The following is a 17,730-nucleotide window of genomic DNA, read 5'->3' as shown; positions in this document are numbered from 1 at the left end:
TTTATCTTGCCATCTTAATCGGTCGTATTTCACGATACTTACTATACATCGTCTCTATTCTTCTAACGTACGATAATACACCATTCTATGCTCTACGCTACGATTGCGTACTTTTGCGTTTAGTCCGATGCACCGCGCAGTCTTCCGCGCTCTGCGACGGCGTAGTTGCGCTGCTTATTTGCAGCACTAGAACCGTCGCGGGGCACTTTTCCATCGGACTGACGGAGCATCATCACAGGCAATCGGGCGCGGTCCGGCCGTGTCGCAATCAGCGGGGCCGCATGCAAGATAAGGTGCGTTTCGTCGTTCCTAGTCTGCATCGGTCCTCATCCGCCGGAGCGGACCTCTTGTGTCAGGTGACGCTCGTGAGCGTGCCGGCGCCATGCGTTTCAACTTCCATTGCGCTGCTCATCGATGCGCTCCCAGCAGCCGGCGATGCTTGTCATGGGCATGCCGCGCGGCGTCCGCTTGGCTTGCTGCCGAAGCGCCGACATAGAACGTTCCGTCGGTCCAGATCGCGTGCATGATCACCGCCAGCTTGCGCGCCACGGCGACACAGGCCTTGCGGTGGCAGGAGCGTTTGGCGATCGCCTGGCCCCAGTTCTTGACCTTGTCCCTGCCCTTGAAGCGCGTCATCAGCCCCGAAGCCGCCTCGTAGAGCGAGCGTCGAACATCGGCATCGCCGGCCTTCGATATACGACCCTGAACGTCGATCGAGGTGCCCGACTGCCATCGCCGCGAGGTCAGCCCGAAGTAGGCCGCGACGTCGCGCGAGCGACGGGAGCGCGACGGATCGTCGATCGCCGTCATGAATGATAGCGCTGTGACGGGGCCGACGACTGGGATTGCCATGAAGCGCCGGCACGGTTCGCTGCCGGCCACCATTTTGACGACGAGATCGTGCCAGCCGGCAATACTGCCTCCAAAGCGTTGCGCGTGCCGACAGCAAGGCGTCCATCAACTCGCACGACAGCGGATCCTCCGCGACGGCGGTGCGCACGGCCTTCTCCAAAGCCCCTCGCCCGACCTTGCTCAGGCAGATGCCGAACGCCTTCAGCGAGTGGCGGAGGCGTTCTACAGGTCGAGGGACTCGGCCTTCAAATTGCGCCGGAGCGTCGGCAGAAGCCGTGTCCAGTAGCAGCTCTGCAACTTGATGTGGGCCTGGCGATACCAGACCGTGCGCGTCAGATGGGCGATGCCCCGGCGCGTCGGCCTTGTCGGTCTTGTTGCGCTGCGCCGACATCGCGGCGCGCACATGCACCGTCTCCAGGCAGATCGCCGGCAAGCTGAGCTTTTGAACTCCGGATGATGCCAGGGCGATAGCGATCCCGCCTCGCGGCGAGCTACAGCGCGGTAGCGCCAAGAGCAAGGATCGTTACTCGAAGGGGCTGAGGTGCCGACGGCTCTATCCGGCGTCGCCCTTGGCCGAACCGGATAGGCTGGTGGGTGAAGTAGGATGCTTCCATTTTGTGAGCACCTCGCGATTTCCGCAATATCCCGGATGAGAGCGCAGATTTCATCTTGCCGAACGAGGGGCTTCGCGCTGTGGTGCGCCCACCCATTGAGCAGGAAGTGCGCTTTCATGAAGTTAGACAATCTGTTGGACATTCCCGATCTGGACGCGCCGCTTTACCGCGTCTTCTCCAAAGGCAGGTTCCTCGAGCTGGTTCGCACCGGCAAAAATGCTCTGGTAAAGCCCAGGTTGTGGGATGATCCTTTCGAGAACTTTTTCTTACAGTCGGAGGTGGAGGATTCCAGCGGCCAAAAAATCTCGATCGAGGGGCTCGCCGAGGACTGGTACGGCCAGTGCTGGACGCTGAACGAAGACACAGACGCCATGTGGCGGATCTACAGCCACGACAAGGATGGCATCAAAGTCAGAACGACGATCCGCAAATTGTTTGACAGTTTTTACGATGACACAGACACCTTCGCTTCACTGAAGTACCTGATCGGCAACGTGCAGTACCGCAAGGAAGCAGAAATTGCCGACTTTATGGCCTCGGCCACTTTCACGGATATCGCCTTCGGCGGCCAGGCGACGGGCTTTGCGAGGCTCCTATGCGTGAAGCGCGAAGCCTTCGACCACGAGCGGGAGGTTCGCCTGTTGTTTCAGGACACCAATCCCAAGCGAAGCGCGGGAAAAGCGGTTCTGTTTGATTTTGATGTGAACGCCATTTGCGATGAGGTCATGGTCGATCCACGACTGGACGATGCCGGCGTCTCTTCGCTAACGGCGGAGATAAAGGCGGCCGGATGCACCGTGCCGGTGCTGCAATCACCGCTTTACCGGGTCCCAAAATTCACGCTGCGGCTTTAGCGCAAGCGAAGCCGGATAGAGCCCGGTCCGGCAGAGCAGGATGAACCAATTCTTCACGGGCACTTGCTTAATCGAGATTGCTTGCGTTCTATTGAACGTAGTTTTCAGCACCAACTTAATTGCAGGCGGCCGTGACTCCCAAGTATCTGTCGTATTTCCCTAAACCGTTGCTGGACGACCTTGTGAGCGGTCGCTGGTTGCCTGTGGTCGGTGCAGGTATGTCGCTTAATGCCGTGCTCCCACCGCCAGCGAAAATGCCGCTTTGGGGGGATCTCAGCAAATATTTTGCTGATGAGCTGACGGACTATTCACCGTCCGGCGTTCTGGACGCGATTTCCGCCTACGAACATGAGTTCGGACGAACACGCCTTATCGAACGGCTCGCCGAGTTGCTACATCTCGACAAGGTGCAGCCGGGTCCCGCGCACAAGGAGTTTTGCAGCCTTCCGTTCGATATCGTTTGCACTACGAATTTTGATTTCCTGCTGGAGAAACAATACGACCTTGCGCGGCAGGACAACCGCTCGGTTCATCCGGTGGTGGATGAAGACCAGCTCTCAATCAACATCGGAGCGGCTGGTATTCTGCTGCTCAAACTGCATGGCGATATCAGGCACCCTAAGCGGCTTGTGGTGACCGAGGCCGACTACGACGGTTTTCTTACCAACTATCCGCTGATCGCAACTTATCTGGCAAACCAGCTCATCACCAAGACGGCGGTGTTCATCGGCTACAGCCTGGACGACCCTGACTTCCGGCAAATCTGGCATGTGGTGGCAAGCCGGCTGGGTAAAACCCGGCGCATGGCCTATGCCGTCGTTGTCAATGCCCGGCCAGGCGACATTGCCCGTTTTGAGCGGCGAGGCGTCAAAGTGATCAACCTTCCGGGAACGCGGGACCGATACGGCCAGGTATTAGCAGAAGCTTTTGCTGAACTCCGCGAATACCGGCGCGAGAATGCGGGCCCAACGCTAAAGCCGACCGAGGAAAAGCCGCTCGAACAGCTTCTGTTGCCACGTGACGCGCTGTCGCGGCTCTGCTTGTTCGCAACGCCGCTCGACGTGCTTCCCTTCTACAGGCAATACATTTTTCCACTCGCTGAAGCTGCCGGGTTCGTGCCGGTCACCCCTGCCGATGTGGTCAATCTGGGTGAAAGCATAAGCGCCAAGATCGACACCCTTATCGACCGTGCTGCGGTGATGGTGGTGGATGCAACGACACGCAGCACAGAGGCTGAGTTAGGCTTGGCGCTCGGACGCGCCCGGGAAGTCTCCACGCGTCCTAATCGCCGGTCATTGCGCGTTATTCCGGTGCTGACAGATGGCGCCCGGATTCCGACTGATATCAGCGGGATCATTTATATCAGGCGACCAGTCGTCTTGTCGGAAGACGGCGAATTTGTGCGCGCGCTTGGTCTGGAGTTCGCTCGCTTGGCGCAAGAGATGGGCAATGTGCAGAACCTTGAGCCGAGGCGGCTTTTCGACGCGAAAGAGTACCGCGCTGCAGTAATCGCGGCAATGTCTCTACTAGAGGCAGAGCTGCGTCAACGGCTGGATAAAGAGCCGTGGGAAAAGGTCGAAAAACCCGCATCGATGAGGCAACTCGTGGGCCGAGCCACACAAGCAAATCTTATCCAAAACGTTGCGGATCAAGAGATTTCAAACTGGATCAAACTGCGCAACGCGGCCGTTCACTCCGCATTGCCACTTGGCCGCAATGAAGCAAAAGCGGTTGTCGAAGGTGTCGAACGTATTCTAGGTCTCCAGCCTGCGTAGCCAGCCTGCAGCTCATTCCGCCTGACCGCCAGCGATCCGATAGCCATGAAGGTCGCGTCCATTCACTGCGCGGAATGGAAAATTGCTTTCGAGGACCTTCTGGCCTTCAATAGCAATCCCGCAGAGATCGTCCCTTGCGCGCAAAAGGCCGAGCGCCCGGCGCGCTAGCCACGCTTCGTGAAACTGATGCGCGTCTCGGGAAGCGCGCACGGTGTCAACGCCACTCCGATTCCCCGGGATCCTCCGTTCCCCTACAAGTTTCTTTGTCGAAGTTTTCGTCAAGGCACTCTCAGCTGATCGTCTGTCCCGTCAACTAGGAAGTTGACCGATTCTAATGTACGGCGATAGCCTGGCACAGAGGTTTCACGCAGACGATTTCGTTGAAGTGTCCCTGCTGGTGGATATAGAGACGAACTTTGCCTCGGTGATTTCTTCAATCGGCAGTCATACGATTCCCCAGACGTCAGCCTAGTGACCAGATTTAGCGAACGGCTGGGTCCTAATCGCCCGGTTCCTGATCCAGGAGATGACAGAAAATGGTACCTAGCGTACCGCAATTCACACGCGAGCGGATGTTCGCGCTGTTGAAACAGCAGGAAGAGCGCGAAGCGCAGCAACGCGAGCTTATTCGGCAAGCCGTGGCAGCAAGCAAAGTGCCGCTGCCGGATGACCTTGCGCAAACTGTCATTGAGCTCAATAACCGGTATGCACGTGCGATCTTGCGCGACCATGCTGGTTATCCGATTGCGGAGCGGCGAGATTCTTACCTGACCAGCCTCGCTATCATGGAGCAGTGTCTTCAGGATTTACTCGTCGCTATCTGCGTTTTTGAGCGCTCGGCACTGTCCAAAGAGTCAAACTACTTCGCACCTGGTGGGGAGGATGAATCCGGCAGGACGGAGCGCCGGATCCAAAAGGAACTATTTGCCACAGCGAACGCGGCGGCTTCGCTGGTCGATCATGGGCGACGGGTACACAAGCTCCAACCCCTCCCCGGCTACAATGCCAAGCGTGCGGAGTGTTTCGGGTCTGACGGCTTGCATGAGTTCGTCATTGGCCTTCGGGTTATTCTTCACCACTTGCAGGCCGTAGAACCCGGGTGGCTCATTGAGGGTTCGAGCAGTGCGACATTCGTGATAGATAAGGATGTTCTCCAGCGCATCGTAGGCGCCCACGCGAATGGCTTAGGCGCCAACCTTACCGCTATCAGGGCGTATGTCGAGGCGTCGCCCGAACACGTCGATCTGCGAACGGTATTTCTCGACTACCGTGCCCGCGTGGCCGCATTCAACGGGTGGATGAAGAAGGAACTTGAGGCCGAGAGCTTGGTCGCTCTGCGCGACTATGATGCCCTCCACAAGCGGAAATCGGCTGCGGACCAGCGTATGTTCTGGAAAGCGATGACGGGCAATTGGCTACGCAACTGGAAAGTGCCGCCGGATCCCCATGCTCACTTGCCGAAATACCTCAGCCAACCCCAGCTCGATGAAGTTTATGAGCTGCCAAGAAACTCGAAAGAGCAGGTCGATCTCGTCATCCGGTACATGGACAAGAATGACATTGTGGATGATGTTTTGCGGGCGGACGCGTATGAACTGTTCGCGCGGTCGCCATCACCCCAATCGGAGCCTTTGCCAGCTTCGGAGTTAAGTTGAACAGCCACAGTGTTTGGTTGCCTCCACATCTGATGCACAATGGCCAGTGCTTTAGGCGTTACCAGCTTTCCGGATATCCGCCATCCGGTCTCACGATGTCACGGTCATGAGGTTATGGTTTGATGACGCTATCGATCGCCTGGGTTCGGCAGCGCGGCAATGCCCACGAGTTGATATTCGCTTCCGATAGCCGCCTAAGCGGGGGTGGCAATGTGGATCACTGTCAGAAGGTTTTTTCCCTCCCCCGAGAAGACTGCTGCATAGCTTTTGCGGGTCATACCACAATCGCCTATCCCTTCATCTTGCAGCTTCAGAATGCGATCATCGACTACAAGAAGGCATTCGATCGTGAGGTTGACATAACCAAACTGAAAACCCGCGTGCTTTCCCTTTTGAATTTTTTTGTGAGGGTCCACGAAGGTACAATCCCGGCAGATTTCGAGAAGGACCTTCTTGAAACAAGCTTCATTTTCGGGGGATGGTCGTGGATCAAATCAAGGTTCTTCATCTGGAAGATATTCTACAACAAAGCCATAAAGCGCTACGTAGCTTCAGGCACCGGAACCTGGCGTGGTTTTGGAATTCCTCGGACCAGCGAAGCACCGATCCGCTTCGTCGGTGACTACATAACCGAATTTCAAGCCGCCCTGAGGGACAAAATGGGCGCTGAGATCAACATCGCCAAGGAGAGTGGCGGACGTATTAAGCTAAACTATGAGCCACTAACTATCCTGGCAGAGATGCTTAGCGATCCAAAGTTCACGGATCGCAAGAAAGAGCTGAGGGGAAAGATAGGAGGAGCACCGCAGGTAACGAAGATTTACCCCTTCCTCCGCGCAGTGAACTTCGCTGTGGAATGGAACGAAGGGCCAAAGTTCGTCTACTCAATCAAGGGCCGGGTGATCGCCGACTTTGAAATCTTCGCAGTCCCCGGGCTAGACCCCTTCACGGGAGCGATCAGACAGCCCGTCCGAGGCAGGGAAGGTGACGAATCGCCTTCTAGCTCCGGCAATCTACCGAGTATGCTCTGTCCCTGATCATTGTTGGCTACGTTTCAATCGAGTCTATCGAAGCGCAACCTCAAAAAGGGGCTCGTGACCACTAACTGTCGGCATGAGTTTGCATCGCCCGCAGCGATTTGGAACATCTCAATCTGTTCATGATATTCGGCCGTCGGCACTATTGGCTTACTGGGCGTACTGAATGTGGCTTTGATCAAATTGTTATCTGGCCGCTCGCGGCCCTACCGTCCCGGCTTCTTTGCACGGCTTTTTCCGGCGGGAAAATGGAAGCTGACCCTAAACCCGAAAATCTCGGGATATTTCCGGCTGGCTCAAGGTAGCGAGGTAGAGCTTAGCTGCCTCGATATGGTGTCGATTTCCGTCAGCAAGGCCCTCTTGTGGCACACAGTGGAGATCCGCGCTCGTGGCAGAACAGATTCGCTATCGGCGCTGTCGGGCGACGCGGCCACACAACTGGCCGCAGACCTTCATGCCTTCATCAACACTCACCTCTTCGGGCTGATCGCCACCGAGAAGGATCGCCTGCTCGATGTCGACGAAAGGCTTCGCGAAATCACCGAAGGCAACAGACAGTATCTTGCACAGGCCGATCTGGGCAGGGCCGTTGCCGGCGTCCCTGGGGCCGCAGCGGCCGCCCTCTCTCACCCGCTTCTAAACCCGGACCTGATGCCGGCAGGACTTAGGGCCGCCCTCCCGGCCTCGTTCGCCATGATAACTGACCCGGGCGTCCGCCACGCCTACAATGAGGCTTTCGTCAGCTCGGAACTGATACAATTCCAAACGTTCTTTGACGATCTCGACAGGCGTTCTTTTTCCGATCAGCAGCGCGAGGCCTGCATCCGCTTGGAGGACAGCAACCTGCTGGTGGCCTCGGCAGGGTCTGGCAAGTCGGCGACCATGGTGGGCAAAGTCGCCTACGTTCTTCAGAAGCAGCTCTATCGGCCCGAGGAAATCCTGCTCCTGGCCTTCAACAGAAACGCAGCCGATGAACTCAGGGCGAGAATCGCCACCCAGCTACAGGTCGCAGAGGACGCCCTAGAATGTCGTGTTACGACCTTTCATGCGCTCGGGCGCGGAATCATCGAGGAGGTCGAGGGGCGCCCACCCCAGCTCGCCAATTGGGTTGATCATCCCGCCGGCGAAACCAGGGTCATCGAGGCGATAATACAGAACCTTGTCGAGAGCGATCCGGAATTTGCCCGGATGTGGGCCGAGCTTCTCGTCGTGCATCCCAAGGCCGACATCCCGATGGAGGTATTTGACGGGGAGGCCGACTACCGGCGCTACGTTTCGGACACCCTTAGAAAGGGTAGCGCCACGATCGGTTCCTTGTCCGCCCTGATCGTAAAGTCGTTGCAAGAGAAGAAGATCGCCAACTGGCTTTGGCTGCATTCAGTCGCCTTCGAATACGAACGGCAAATTGCGGTGGAGGAAGACGGTGGCAGCATCCGCCATCTGCATCCAGATTTCTACTATCCGCAGACCGAAACTGTGCATGAGCATTTCGCGCTCGATGCGGACGGAAGCTCACCATTTGCGGACTACGCCGAGCACGCCGAGAACAAGCGGCAGGCATATCGCCGCAATGAGATCGATTTCTTCGAGACCACATCCGCTCAGGCCAGCGACGAGACGCTGCTCAGCACGCTCGAGTCCGAACTGGTTCGCCGCTCAATACCTTTCGAGCGCAAGAGCTACGCCGAAATCACCAAGGCGCTCGATCCGGTCGTTATCAAGCACTATCACCAGCTGATATCCACCTGCTTGAAACACATACGTGCCAGCCACTTGACGCTCGACATGCTGCTCGAACGTGCCAAGACCTTGCATGACAAGGAGCGTGCGAAGCTATTCGCGCGCGTCGTTTGGGCGATCACTCAGGGATATTCCCGAAAGCTCGAGGAAACGAAACGGATCGACTTCGATTCGATGATCGCGGATGCGGTGCGGCTGGTCGAGACCGGACGATATCGGAGCCCCTATTCCCTGATTCTCGTCGATGAGTTTCAGGACATTTCGGAGCCGCGGGCCAACCTCATCAAGGCGCTCAAACAGCAGAAAGCCTTCAGCAAGGTGTTCGCGGTCGGAGACGACTGGCAGTCAATCTACCGCTTTGCAGGATCGGACATAACGATCTTTACGCGGTTCGAAGCGAACTTCGGGACCAGTTGGCAGGGGCGCCTTGAGCAGACGTATCGCTGTAACCAGCTCATTGCCGAGACAGCCGCTAAGTTTGTCCAGCGCAATCCTGAACAGATCAAAAAGTCCGTTCGCTCGACGCGCCCGGCAGTCCCGCGATCGATCCGTGTCATTCCCATTGAGGATAAGTGCGACAAGCCGGACTTTGCGACGGCCTGTCAGCGCCTGCTCGAACGGCTGGATGCCGCTCTGGGCGGCATCGCCAACCGGTGGCGCGACGAAAAGCGCGACAAGCTCAAGGTTTTGGTGTTGTGGCGCTATAACGTCCTCGATCCATTCGAAGGGCGGCCGCCGTCCTTTGCCAACATTGAGGTGGCCGGGCTGTCGTTCCACCGGGCAAAGGGCCTTGAGGCCGACTATACGGTCCTGCTAGATGTCAGCGAGGGAAACTACGGCGTACCAAGCCGCATCGAAGACGATGAGTTGCTGAACTTGGTCATTCCCCGACCCGAGACCTTCGCCTACGCGGAAGAACGACGCCTGTTCTACGTAGCGCTTACGCGTGCCAGCCGAGGCGTCTACATGCTTACCAATCGCCGTCAGCCATCCCGCTATATTCAGGAGCTTTGCGAGATCGCCGGCGACGAAGTCCGATTCGAGACGGTTGATGGAGCCGAATTGAGCCAATGTCCAACCTGCCTCGTCGGTCAATTGGTCGAGCGACGCAGCAAAGACGGATCGATGTTTCGCGGATGCAATCAGTTTCCCGATTGCAAACACACTGAACCGGCAAGCGTAGTGCGAAGACGGTAGCCGCCTGCACTCATTGTGACGGTGAGCTGGCATCCTTTACGAACTCACGCTCTAACGAGCATTGAGTTGAGCTTTGGCCTAACGGGGAAAGAAGCGGCTGCTGGATTTATCTCGGCATCGCTCAAAATTGCGATATACGGAAAATGGGCGATGAGGATTTGACCCATACCAGGAGCGAATACTTAGTGATCAAAACGAATCCGTGACGGCTGATCTGGTCGGGCTGACTGCAGACATTGTCTCTGCCTATGTCAGCCAAAACCCCCTGCCCGTCGCTGGGCTTGCCAAACGAAAGCCCAAGGCTTAGCGAAGGCTGGCTGTCGGTGTGTCAAACCTCGGCGCGCCGTGAGGGCAGTTAGCCTATCGAGATCGTGGGCCATGCAACCTAAATTCGAGCGATCTTCAGCGAAGTTATGGGCTATGCAGAGCGTCGCCGATAGCAGAAGAGTGCTTCTTCGATAGTGGGTATCGCGATGGAGCGGCCTACCGGCTCGAACCTCCGTAGGTGCTTGAACCAAGGGTCGCACTATGTCGGATCCAGGCATGCCAATTTCTTTCAGAAGAGCGCGCATTTCGACTTTTGGCTGGGACCGCGACACAGAAAGGTTGAAATCCCGAGAACCCCGGTCGACGGCCACTAGTAGAATTGTCTGACGTCCGCTTGGGGCCGATTCCGGACCGCCTGGTTCTGGAGAACGATCAATGCTAGCTGCCGTTTGATGAAGTCGATCGGTTAATAAGCTCTGTTCGAGCCTCGGACCTATGCTGATCTCAATTTGAGTTCGATGACATCATGCGTTCTTTCGGTGAGAATGAAGCATGACCTCTCGAACCCGCCGAGTCGCCGCGCCAAGCCGTCAGGAAAACCCGGAATGGCTGACTGCGAAACCTGCCAAAGAAACCATCAGTCCTCCGGTGAATACGCGGGGTGACAGGCTTCCGTTCCTCGAACTCAGTTGGGAGAATTTTGAGAGGCTTTGTCGACGGCTTGCTGAAGCCGACGGAGATGTCGAGCGCGCCTGGGCATATGGTACGCGCGGACAGAAGCAATATGGTATCGATCTTCTCGTCCGTCGCTCTGACGGCACCTATGAGGTCTGGCAAACGAAGCGCTACAAAACATCCAAGGCGACGGATGTCACAGCAGCACTTGAGATTTTTCTTAAGCACCCATGGGCCGAAAAAGCGAAGCGATTTGTCCTGGTGTTCGCCTGCGCACTGGAAGACACGAAAGTTGTAGAATCGATTGAGGACGCCGGTACCATCCTCTCATCAAAACCCATCGGGTTTGATCCGCTGGATGCCGTTCGTCTCACGCAACGCCTGGTCCCACATCCCGAGATTGTCGACGATTTTTTTGGCCGTACTTGGGTTGAGAAGGTCTGTCCGCGCGAAGCGATGACGCGGTTGGCAGCGCGAATTCCTGCCATCAGCAAGGATGCTTCGACGGTGGCATACCACTCTCCAGCCGCAGAAGAGGACAACCGCTTCGCGGCGTCATTGTCCAAACAGGAACAGATGCTTGACGTGCTAACGCAGGCTCATGCCAATCTCGCCACCAAGGACGATCTTGCGGCTGTCGCCCGGAGTCTCCAAGGACATGATTCTGAACCCGTAGTTAGACTGCCAAGAACGTTCGCCGATCGGGAGTTGCAGACGGAGTATTCGAAGGCCCTGCGGCGACGCGGCTTTAGCCATACGGATACAGCGACAGAACTCGCAATGCTCGCTGAGCGGGCTATCGATGGCGATCTTGCGCTCGCCTCTCCGTTGTTGCGGGCAGAGGTATGTGAGCGGGCGGCCCGAGCCAACGCTGTACCCGAGACAAGGGCTGCCGCCGCTCGGTTTCGCAGTGAGGCGGCAACGCTTGATCCGACGCGCGATCTTTTCCTCGTGGATGCCTATCTTAAGGAGGCGGCTGGCGAGGCTGATGCAGCCTTGCGCGATCTGAAGACACGCCACGATATCGAGGCCCGATCGGCGGTATTTTTCATGTTGGTCCGAGAGCGGGGAACCAGTATTGCCTTAGAATGGGCGCGCGCAGAAAATTTCAAGGCCGTCGATTTTACGCCGCCCAGCGCATTGAATCTTGTGATCAAGACAATCGAAAATGGAGAATTCGATGACGCTCTGACGTTTGTCCAAGAAATCCCTAACTCGTATTTCGATGAAATCGCGGCGCTTTATCTCCTCAGGGCACAGCTCCTTCTCGCGTCGCTCCTCCCCCGCGATCGCAGAGCGGCTATCTTTCAGGGCCTGCCGATCAATCCTCGCATCCTGCAGTTTGCCACCGGCCCGAACGCGGAAAACTTTGTCAAAGCGGCATTCGCTGACGTGCAGACTCTCCAAGCTAAGGTCCAAGAGCTTGGAATTGATCACCTAGGCGAGTTTCTGTCGGAGTTCGCTCTTTGGCTTCGCCTAGAGATTCCAGATCAGCGAGATGCTGCCTGTGCGCAGTTGGCGGCAGAACTCGCCGACCCGAAAACAATCCTCCAGCGTGTTCGCCTAGCGCTCGCCTATGGTGCGCCGTTTGATAAAGATGCGCTCCAACGCAGCTTGGTCCGGCGCAAGGAACTCGGCGGATGGTCGTCGGACGAGCGTTTCGCTGCGTTCCTTCTGGCTTTTCACGATGGCGAGGCGAACACGATCAACGCGTTCTTTGCCGCTCATCGCGAAGATCTCTTCGCACAGAGTGATCTCGCACTCGGCTATCTCGCTGCTCTCGAAGTTGAAGCCCTTGCCCGTAGCGGCCGTATCGACGAGGCAAGGCAAACGCTTGATAGGCATCGCGGCAAGCATCTTACCAATGAGCAGGCCGGAGAGGCCGAAGAGGCGATCGTCGCCATCGAAAATCAAGATGAGGTGGAATGGCATCGGGAGCGTTATGAGCAATCTAAAAACCTTCAAGAACTGCAACTTCTGGTCGGGGGCTTACGCGCCCGACGCGATACAAAAATGCTCGCCGACTACACGCCTAGATTGGCCCGCGAGACGAGGACGCGCGAAGATTTCGACGTAGCGATCAAGTCTCTCTATGCAGAGAAGCGGGACGCAGAACTCATTGAACTCTACAACGAGCTACCGGACCAGGCGGGACTTGATCCCGAATACGAAGCGATAAAGGCATGGTCGTTGTATCGTATTGGTCGGGTTGTCGAAGCACGCGCGATCGCGCGCAAGCTGTTTTCATCGCGAGGTGAGGCCAGTGACCGCGAGCTGGTCATCAATACCTCAGTGGAAACCGGCGACTGGGGATACTTACAGGGCATTGTAGCGCGCGAGATAGACCGGCTGGATATCCTTTCGCCAAAAGACTGCATTCGGATGGCCAGGCTCTGCCTTGAGATAGCCAGTCCCTATGTGAACCAGTTTCGCGATGCCGCGATCGAAAAGGCACCCGACGATCCACATGTCTTTCTTTCCGCGTATGTCCTCGCAACCGAGCGTGGTGAAGAGGATCACGAGCCGCGAGCTCACGAGTGGTTTCAGAAGGCGATCGAACTTTCCGGGGCCGATGGGCCTGTCCAAAGTATGTCGTTTCGCGGTGTGATCGAACACGCATCCGGATGGAGAGAGCGAACTAATAGGTTTGAAAAGGCGCTTCGCGAAGCGACGATTCCCGTTTTCATGATCGCGCGCGCAGTCAATCGCCGCTTGCTTGATTTGACCCTCGGCCAAAGCCATCGGAACCTCAATGTAGACGATCAACGAGTAAGCTATCCGGTATTTGCTTTTTCAGGGGCAAGGGCCATCGACGAGGTTGCGCAGACATCAACGGTGGCACTCGATATCAGCGCCCTGCTAACCTTGGAGTATCTCGGCCTGCTTGACGCGGCGGTGGCATGCTTCAAGCACGTGATCATCTCTCCGCGCACCCTCGGGTTTCTTTTTGCAGAACGGCAATTCATTCGCATTCAGCAGCCTTCGCAAGTTGCCAAAGCACGGCGTATTCAGTCCTTAATCGCGAGCGGACGGCTAAAGACACTCCCACGTTCGGTCGGGCATGCCACGGCGGCAAGCAAGGAAATGGGCGGAGACTTGTTCACGCTGCTGGAAACGGCCGCGGCTCTAGGCGGCTTGGTAGTGAGAACCGCTCCTGTCTCGAAGCTCGGCTCTTATCTCGAAGAAACGGTCGACATGGACGCCTACAAGTCGGTCCTTACCGATACGCATCGTGTCATGTTGCTCTTGTCATCCAAGATCGATTCCGCGCGAAAGAATGAGGCGGAAGCTTATCTAAGACAGCTAGACCAAGGCTGGCCTGAAGCGAAGCCTATCGAAACCACGTCGACTCTCTACCTCGACGACCTCGCCGTCACGTACCTCGATCACGTTGGCGTTCTCGATAGTGTAACGAGTTCTGTTGCAAGCGTGTACGTGCACGAGGATGTCGCCGAACAAGCTCAGGCCACCCTGCGGCATGCCGAAGATACCAACGGCTTGCTCACGGCCATTGACGAAATACGCCGCAAAATATCGGCACAAGTTGAAAGTGGCCGGATCACCTTCTCCGCCAGACACGCATCGGAACGAGACCAGACGGATGACGAGCACGAGGACCCCACCGATGCGGCGCCTACTCTCGATCTTCTCTCCAAACTTGCTGACATTGACGTCATCGTCGCTGACGATAGATGTCTAAACAAACTGCCAAATTGGTCCGACGGCGCGGGTCGAACGGTTCCGTGTGCGACTACGCTCGATGTGCTTGCGTCGCTGCGTCGATCCGGCCAACTAAATAGCGATAGTTATTGGCTGGCACGCCATCGATTGCGTGCCGGCGGTTTCTATGCGGTGCCGCTGGAAGCCGACGAGCTGATGCATTGGCTAGGACTCGCGTCAAGCAAGGACGGACGTCTGGACGAGACGCCCGAGTTAAGGGCGATCCGTGAAAGTATCGCTCTGCCGCAAATTCACGGGCTGTTCCTCCCACCAGAAGATTGGTGGTTGGCCGGCATACGCCTAGCGATTTACAAGGCAGTACGTCAGACGTGGAGTGCGCTAATCAACGCAAAAGTAGCCGCAACTCGTGCCGATTGGCTGATGTCAATTTTGCCCGATCCACTGGCTTGGTGCCCCGACACCGACAATCAAATTCTTTGGTCAACTGCGCTGCAGCAGGCCGGTATGCAGGCCGCCATGTTTTTGGTCTTCACTGAAGGCAAGAAAGGACGGCAGCGTGAGTATTTTTCTTGGGTTGAGGAGCGAGTAGTCGGCCCCATTCAAAAGGATCGACCAGAAATTTGGGATGCGACTATCGAGTTCCTGAAATCGTACATTTGGCGGCTTTGGAGGATCGACGATCAATCGGATGTTGAGATTCATCGCGAGGTGCTGGCCGCACTGCTTCTCAATCCGCTCCCGCCATCAGTGCGAATGCCATTGCTCCTCGACGAGGAGTTCCGGGCCAAACTTGGTATCAAGCCGCGCTTCTCCTACCCGCTGGGCGAGCAGCTTTCTGTCGAGACTGGCGGTCTGCATAATGCGCTTCGGGCGGCAATTAGGGGCCGTACCAGCGCGGTGATAACGCTCAGTGATGGACAGCGCGTGCGCGGTAAAGTCGGCCGCCAGTCCGGTGGGAAGGCAACCTTGGTCGTGAAAGGCGAAAGCTTCTCTTTCAACAACGCGGATCTTCTGAGTGATGAGCGAGAGGTTCGGATCGAGGGTTTGCAACGTATTTTCGCCACTCAGCCGCTTTCAGAGAAAGAGGAGCGGTCCTGGCACGAGACCGCCGGAGGTCGCGCCCTGACAGACAGCGAGTACGACGAACTGATGACGACGTTAGGCTACACGCCTGAAGCGTTCGCAGCCGACCTACAGAAGCCGCAGTCGCTCAGTCGTGAAACGATGTTGCCAGACGCGCCTGCATATTTTGACCGACTTGTCGCGCCGGTAGGCGAAACTCGGGACATGGAAACGTTCATACGAGGCGAACTCAGGAGCGCTCGTCGATCGCTTCTTGAGCGCAACCCGACGGTAGCTGTTCGTCGGATCGCTTTCACGGCACTGTGGCAACCGCTAATTCCGTTCGACCAGCTAGAAGGTCTCGCTGCCGCCGATCTCTCCCCCTTGCTGGACGCGGAAGACCCATTCACTCTAATCTTTGGATTTGAGGTATGTCGCGCGCTGCTTGACAAGGATGATGCGTTTGTCGATCTCGGCAGCGCGTTCCTCAGAAAGTTGCTCGGTGACGCGCAAGCTTCAGAGCGTCGCTATGAGATGTTTTCAGCGTGCGCCATTGTCGCGACCATTGAAATCCGTCGCGCGGCGAAAGCTGCTTCCGCGCCGGTCTTCTGGACGAGACTTGCAGCTCTGACACACGCCGGAGTGTTAGCCAACGCTCTCGGGAGAATGCCTGATACGGTGGGCTTCTTGGGTTGGGTGGCCCGCAATTTTTACGCGCACTATGTCTGGAATTGCATTGTTGATCGCCGTGACGCTCCGCGTTGGTGCCCTGATTGGATCAGCCCCGAACATATTTTTGCGGAGTTGGTCGGTCGTGTACGTGGAGCGCTCTATATGCTGGCGGAGGCCAACCGACCGGCCGCGTGGGTGGAACTGATTGACGCGGCCACAACACGCCTCGCCGACAGTAGGAGTATGCTTACGTCAATGTTTCCCGGGCCATTCGATGATTTCATCGCATCAACGAATGCCGTTTCTGCGCTGCGAGACGTGCTTACTGAGGTAGAGGCGGCGCTCGACCAAGCCACTCGTCTCGCCGATGTACCCGGCCTTGCTGCGCTAACATATGCCTCGATTCCTTCCCAACAAGCTATCAACAATGTGGCGCGTATTTTGACGGTAGGCGTGAACGAGCCCGTCACCGACATCGAGATCGAACTTCGTTATCTTAAACTTGCAGCGCACTTTGCTCTTGCCGGCCGATCTGAGGTTGTGGCGCAAGCCCTGATTGATCGGTGTTTTGTCATAGCCCGCGGTGCTGATGCTTCCACGGAGATCACAGATGTTTTCGCCGTGATAACGGAAGCGTGCGCCGTCTGTCCCGCTAGCCATCGATATTATGAGGTTGTAGGTGAGTATGCGGCCCGCATCTGCTTCTTGGTGAACGGCAACGAAGCCCTTTCCAGGCTGGATGACATTTTCGACGTCCTAGTTCAACGCGATGAAAGGCTCACGCAGGCACTCGGCAGGGCCCGCGCGATCACTCGAACTAGGCGAAATCGAACAGTTCACTGACCGTGCCTCGAGGAGGCAATCGCTTCGCCCGAGCGTCGTGGTTGAAGGCGCAGGACCAACTTCTGTTCGCGCCCACCGAGCGACCGCTTTTGGGCAGAAGCAAAGTCGGCCTGAACGTCTGCGATGAGGCGCATTGCGGACCGGCAGCCTTGGGTCGACTTCACGGTCCGCAAACAGGGCACACGATGCGGACGGCTGACGCACCGGACCCGCTCAAGCGATCGGCACACCCAAACCTGTTGCTCGCGACAGGCTCACCCAACGTATAGAGCCGCGGGATCACGCCAAGGCCGGGGTAGGGTAGTCGGAGGGGTAACTCAGCCATCCTGAACGCCGAATCGCCCTTAAACGCAAAAACCGTCCCGGTTAGACCGGGACGGTTATAGATTTATGATAAAATTGGTTGCGGGGACCGGCTTTGAAGCCGCAAAGCTCGCGAAGAATCTTCCTTCAGCAAACGGACGCAGTGCTAGCGCTGTATTGGCGGTATTCGAACCCCAGAATGGGAGCTTCGATCAAATTTGCGCCACTGTGGATCGAGAGACCCCAGCGTCCCTCATGAGCACGAACAATTCGACCGGAGGATCGCGATCGGAGTCGGAATAGCTGTAGGGCACGCCCTCGCTGGGTCGGTCTAAAGGTGGAGCCCGCTTGTGCGCGTTCTGAAGCTCGCGTGCGTGATGAACTGCAGGCATCGTCGTCGACATGATGGCAAAAGGTCCCCTGACCCTGCCTGGTGACGCTACCATCGCGACCTCGTTGCAAGGCTGGTCGACGCGGAAGGATATGTCCGGCGCATTTTTGAA

The 17,730-nt window shown here is 57.0% G+C and carries 6 protein-coding genes and 1 pseudogene; 6 read left to right on the top strand and 1 reads right to left on the bottom strand.

The features are described from left to right. Positions 1-408: 408 nt before the first annotated feature. Positions 409-1,335, bottom strand: a pseudogene (locus O7A70_RS28700) (IS110 family transposase); the annotation flags it as partial. 247 nt (positions 1,336-1,582) lie between these two features. On the opposite strand from O7A70_RS28700, the gene O7A70_RS28695 reads away from it, so the two are divergent. From O7A70_RS28695 to O7A70_RS28670, 6 genes are all read left to right on the top strand, one after another. Next, positions 1,583-2,320, top strand: coding sequence for a DUF2971 domain-containing protein (locus O7A70_RS28695; protein ID WP_337143360.1), 738 nt, complete (start codon positions 1,583-1,585; stop codon positions 2,318-2,320). Positions 2,321-2,451: 131 nt separating this feature from the next. Further along, entirely contained in the window at positions 2,452-4,095 is a 1,644-nt protein-coding gene (locus tag O7A70_RS28690; RefSeq protein WP_337143359.1) for an SIR2 family protein, read from the top strand. A 572-nt stretch (positions 4,096-4,667) separates the two neighbouring features. Continuing rightward, positions 4,668-5,750 carry a hypothetical protein gene (locus O7A70_RS28685; RefSeq protein WP_337143358.1) on the top strand — a complete coding sequence of 361 codons (1,083 nt, stop codon included), beginning with the start codon at positions 4,668-4,670 and terminating at the stop codon, positions 5,748-5,750. A 122-nt stretch (positions 5,751-5,872) separates the two neighbouring features. Continuing rightward, the gene (locus tag O7A70_RS28680) at positions 5,873-6,787 is read left to right on the top strand and encodes a hypothetical protein (protein ID WP_337143357.1); all 915 of its coding nucleotides are present in this window, start codon (positions 5,873-5,875) and stop codon (positions 6,785-6,787) included. Between the two features lie 168 nt (positions 6,788-6,955). Beyond that, positions 6,956-9,724: a UvrD-helicase domain-containing protein gene (locus O7A70_RS28675; protein WP_337143356.1), complete on the top strand. Its 2,769-nt coding sequence runs from the start codon at positions 6,956-6,958 to the stop codon at positions 9,722-9,724. A gap of 819 nt (positions 9,725-10,543) precedes the next feature. Next, positions 10,544-16,924, top strand: coding sequence for an HTH domain-containing protein (locus O7A70_RS28670; RefSeq protein WP_337143355.1), 6,381 nt, complete (start codon positions 10,544-10,546; stop codon positions 16,922-16,924). Positions 16,925-17,730: the final 806 nt, after the last annotated feature.

Source organism: Mesorhizobium sp. Cs1299R1N1, assembly GCF_037179655.1.
Taxonomy (GTDB): Bacteria; Pseudomonadota; Alphaproteobacteria; order Rhizobiales; family Rhizobiaceae; genus Mesorhizobium; species Mesorhizobium salmacidum.
Note: the sequence above shows the minus strand (reverse complement) of the source record. Positions and strands in the feature narration are given on the sequence as shown.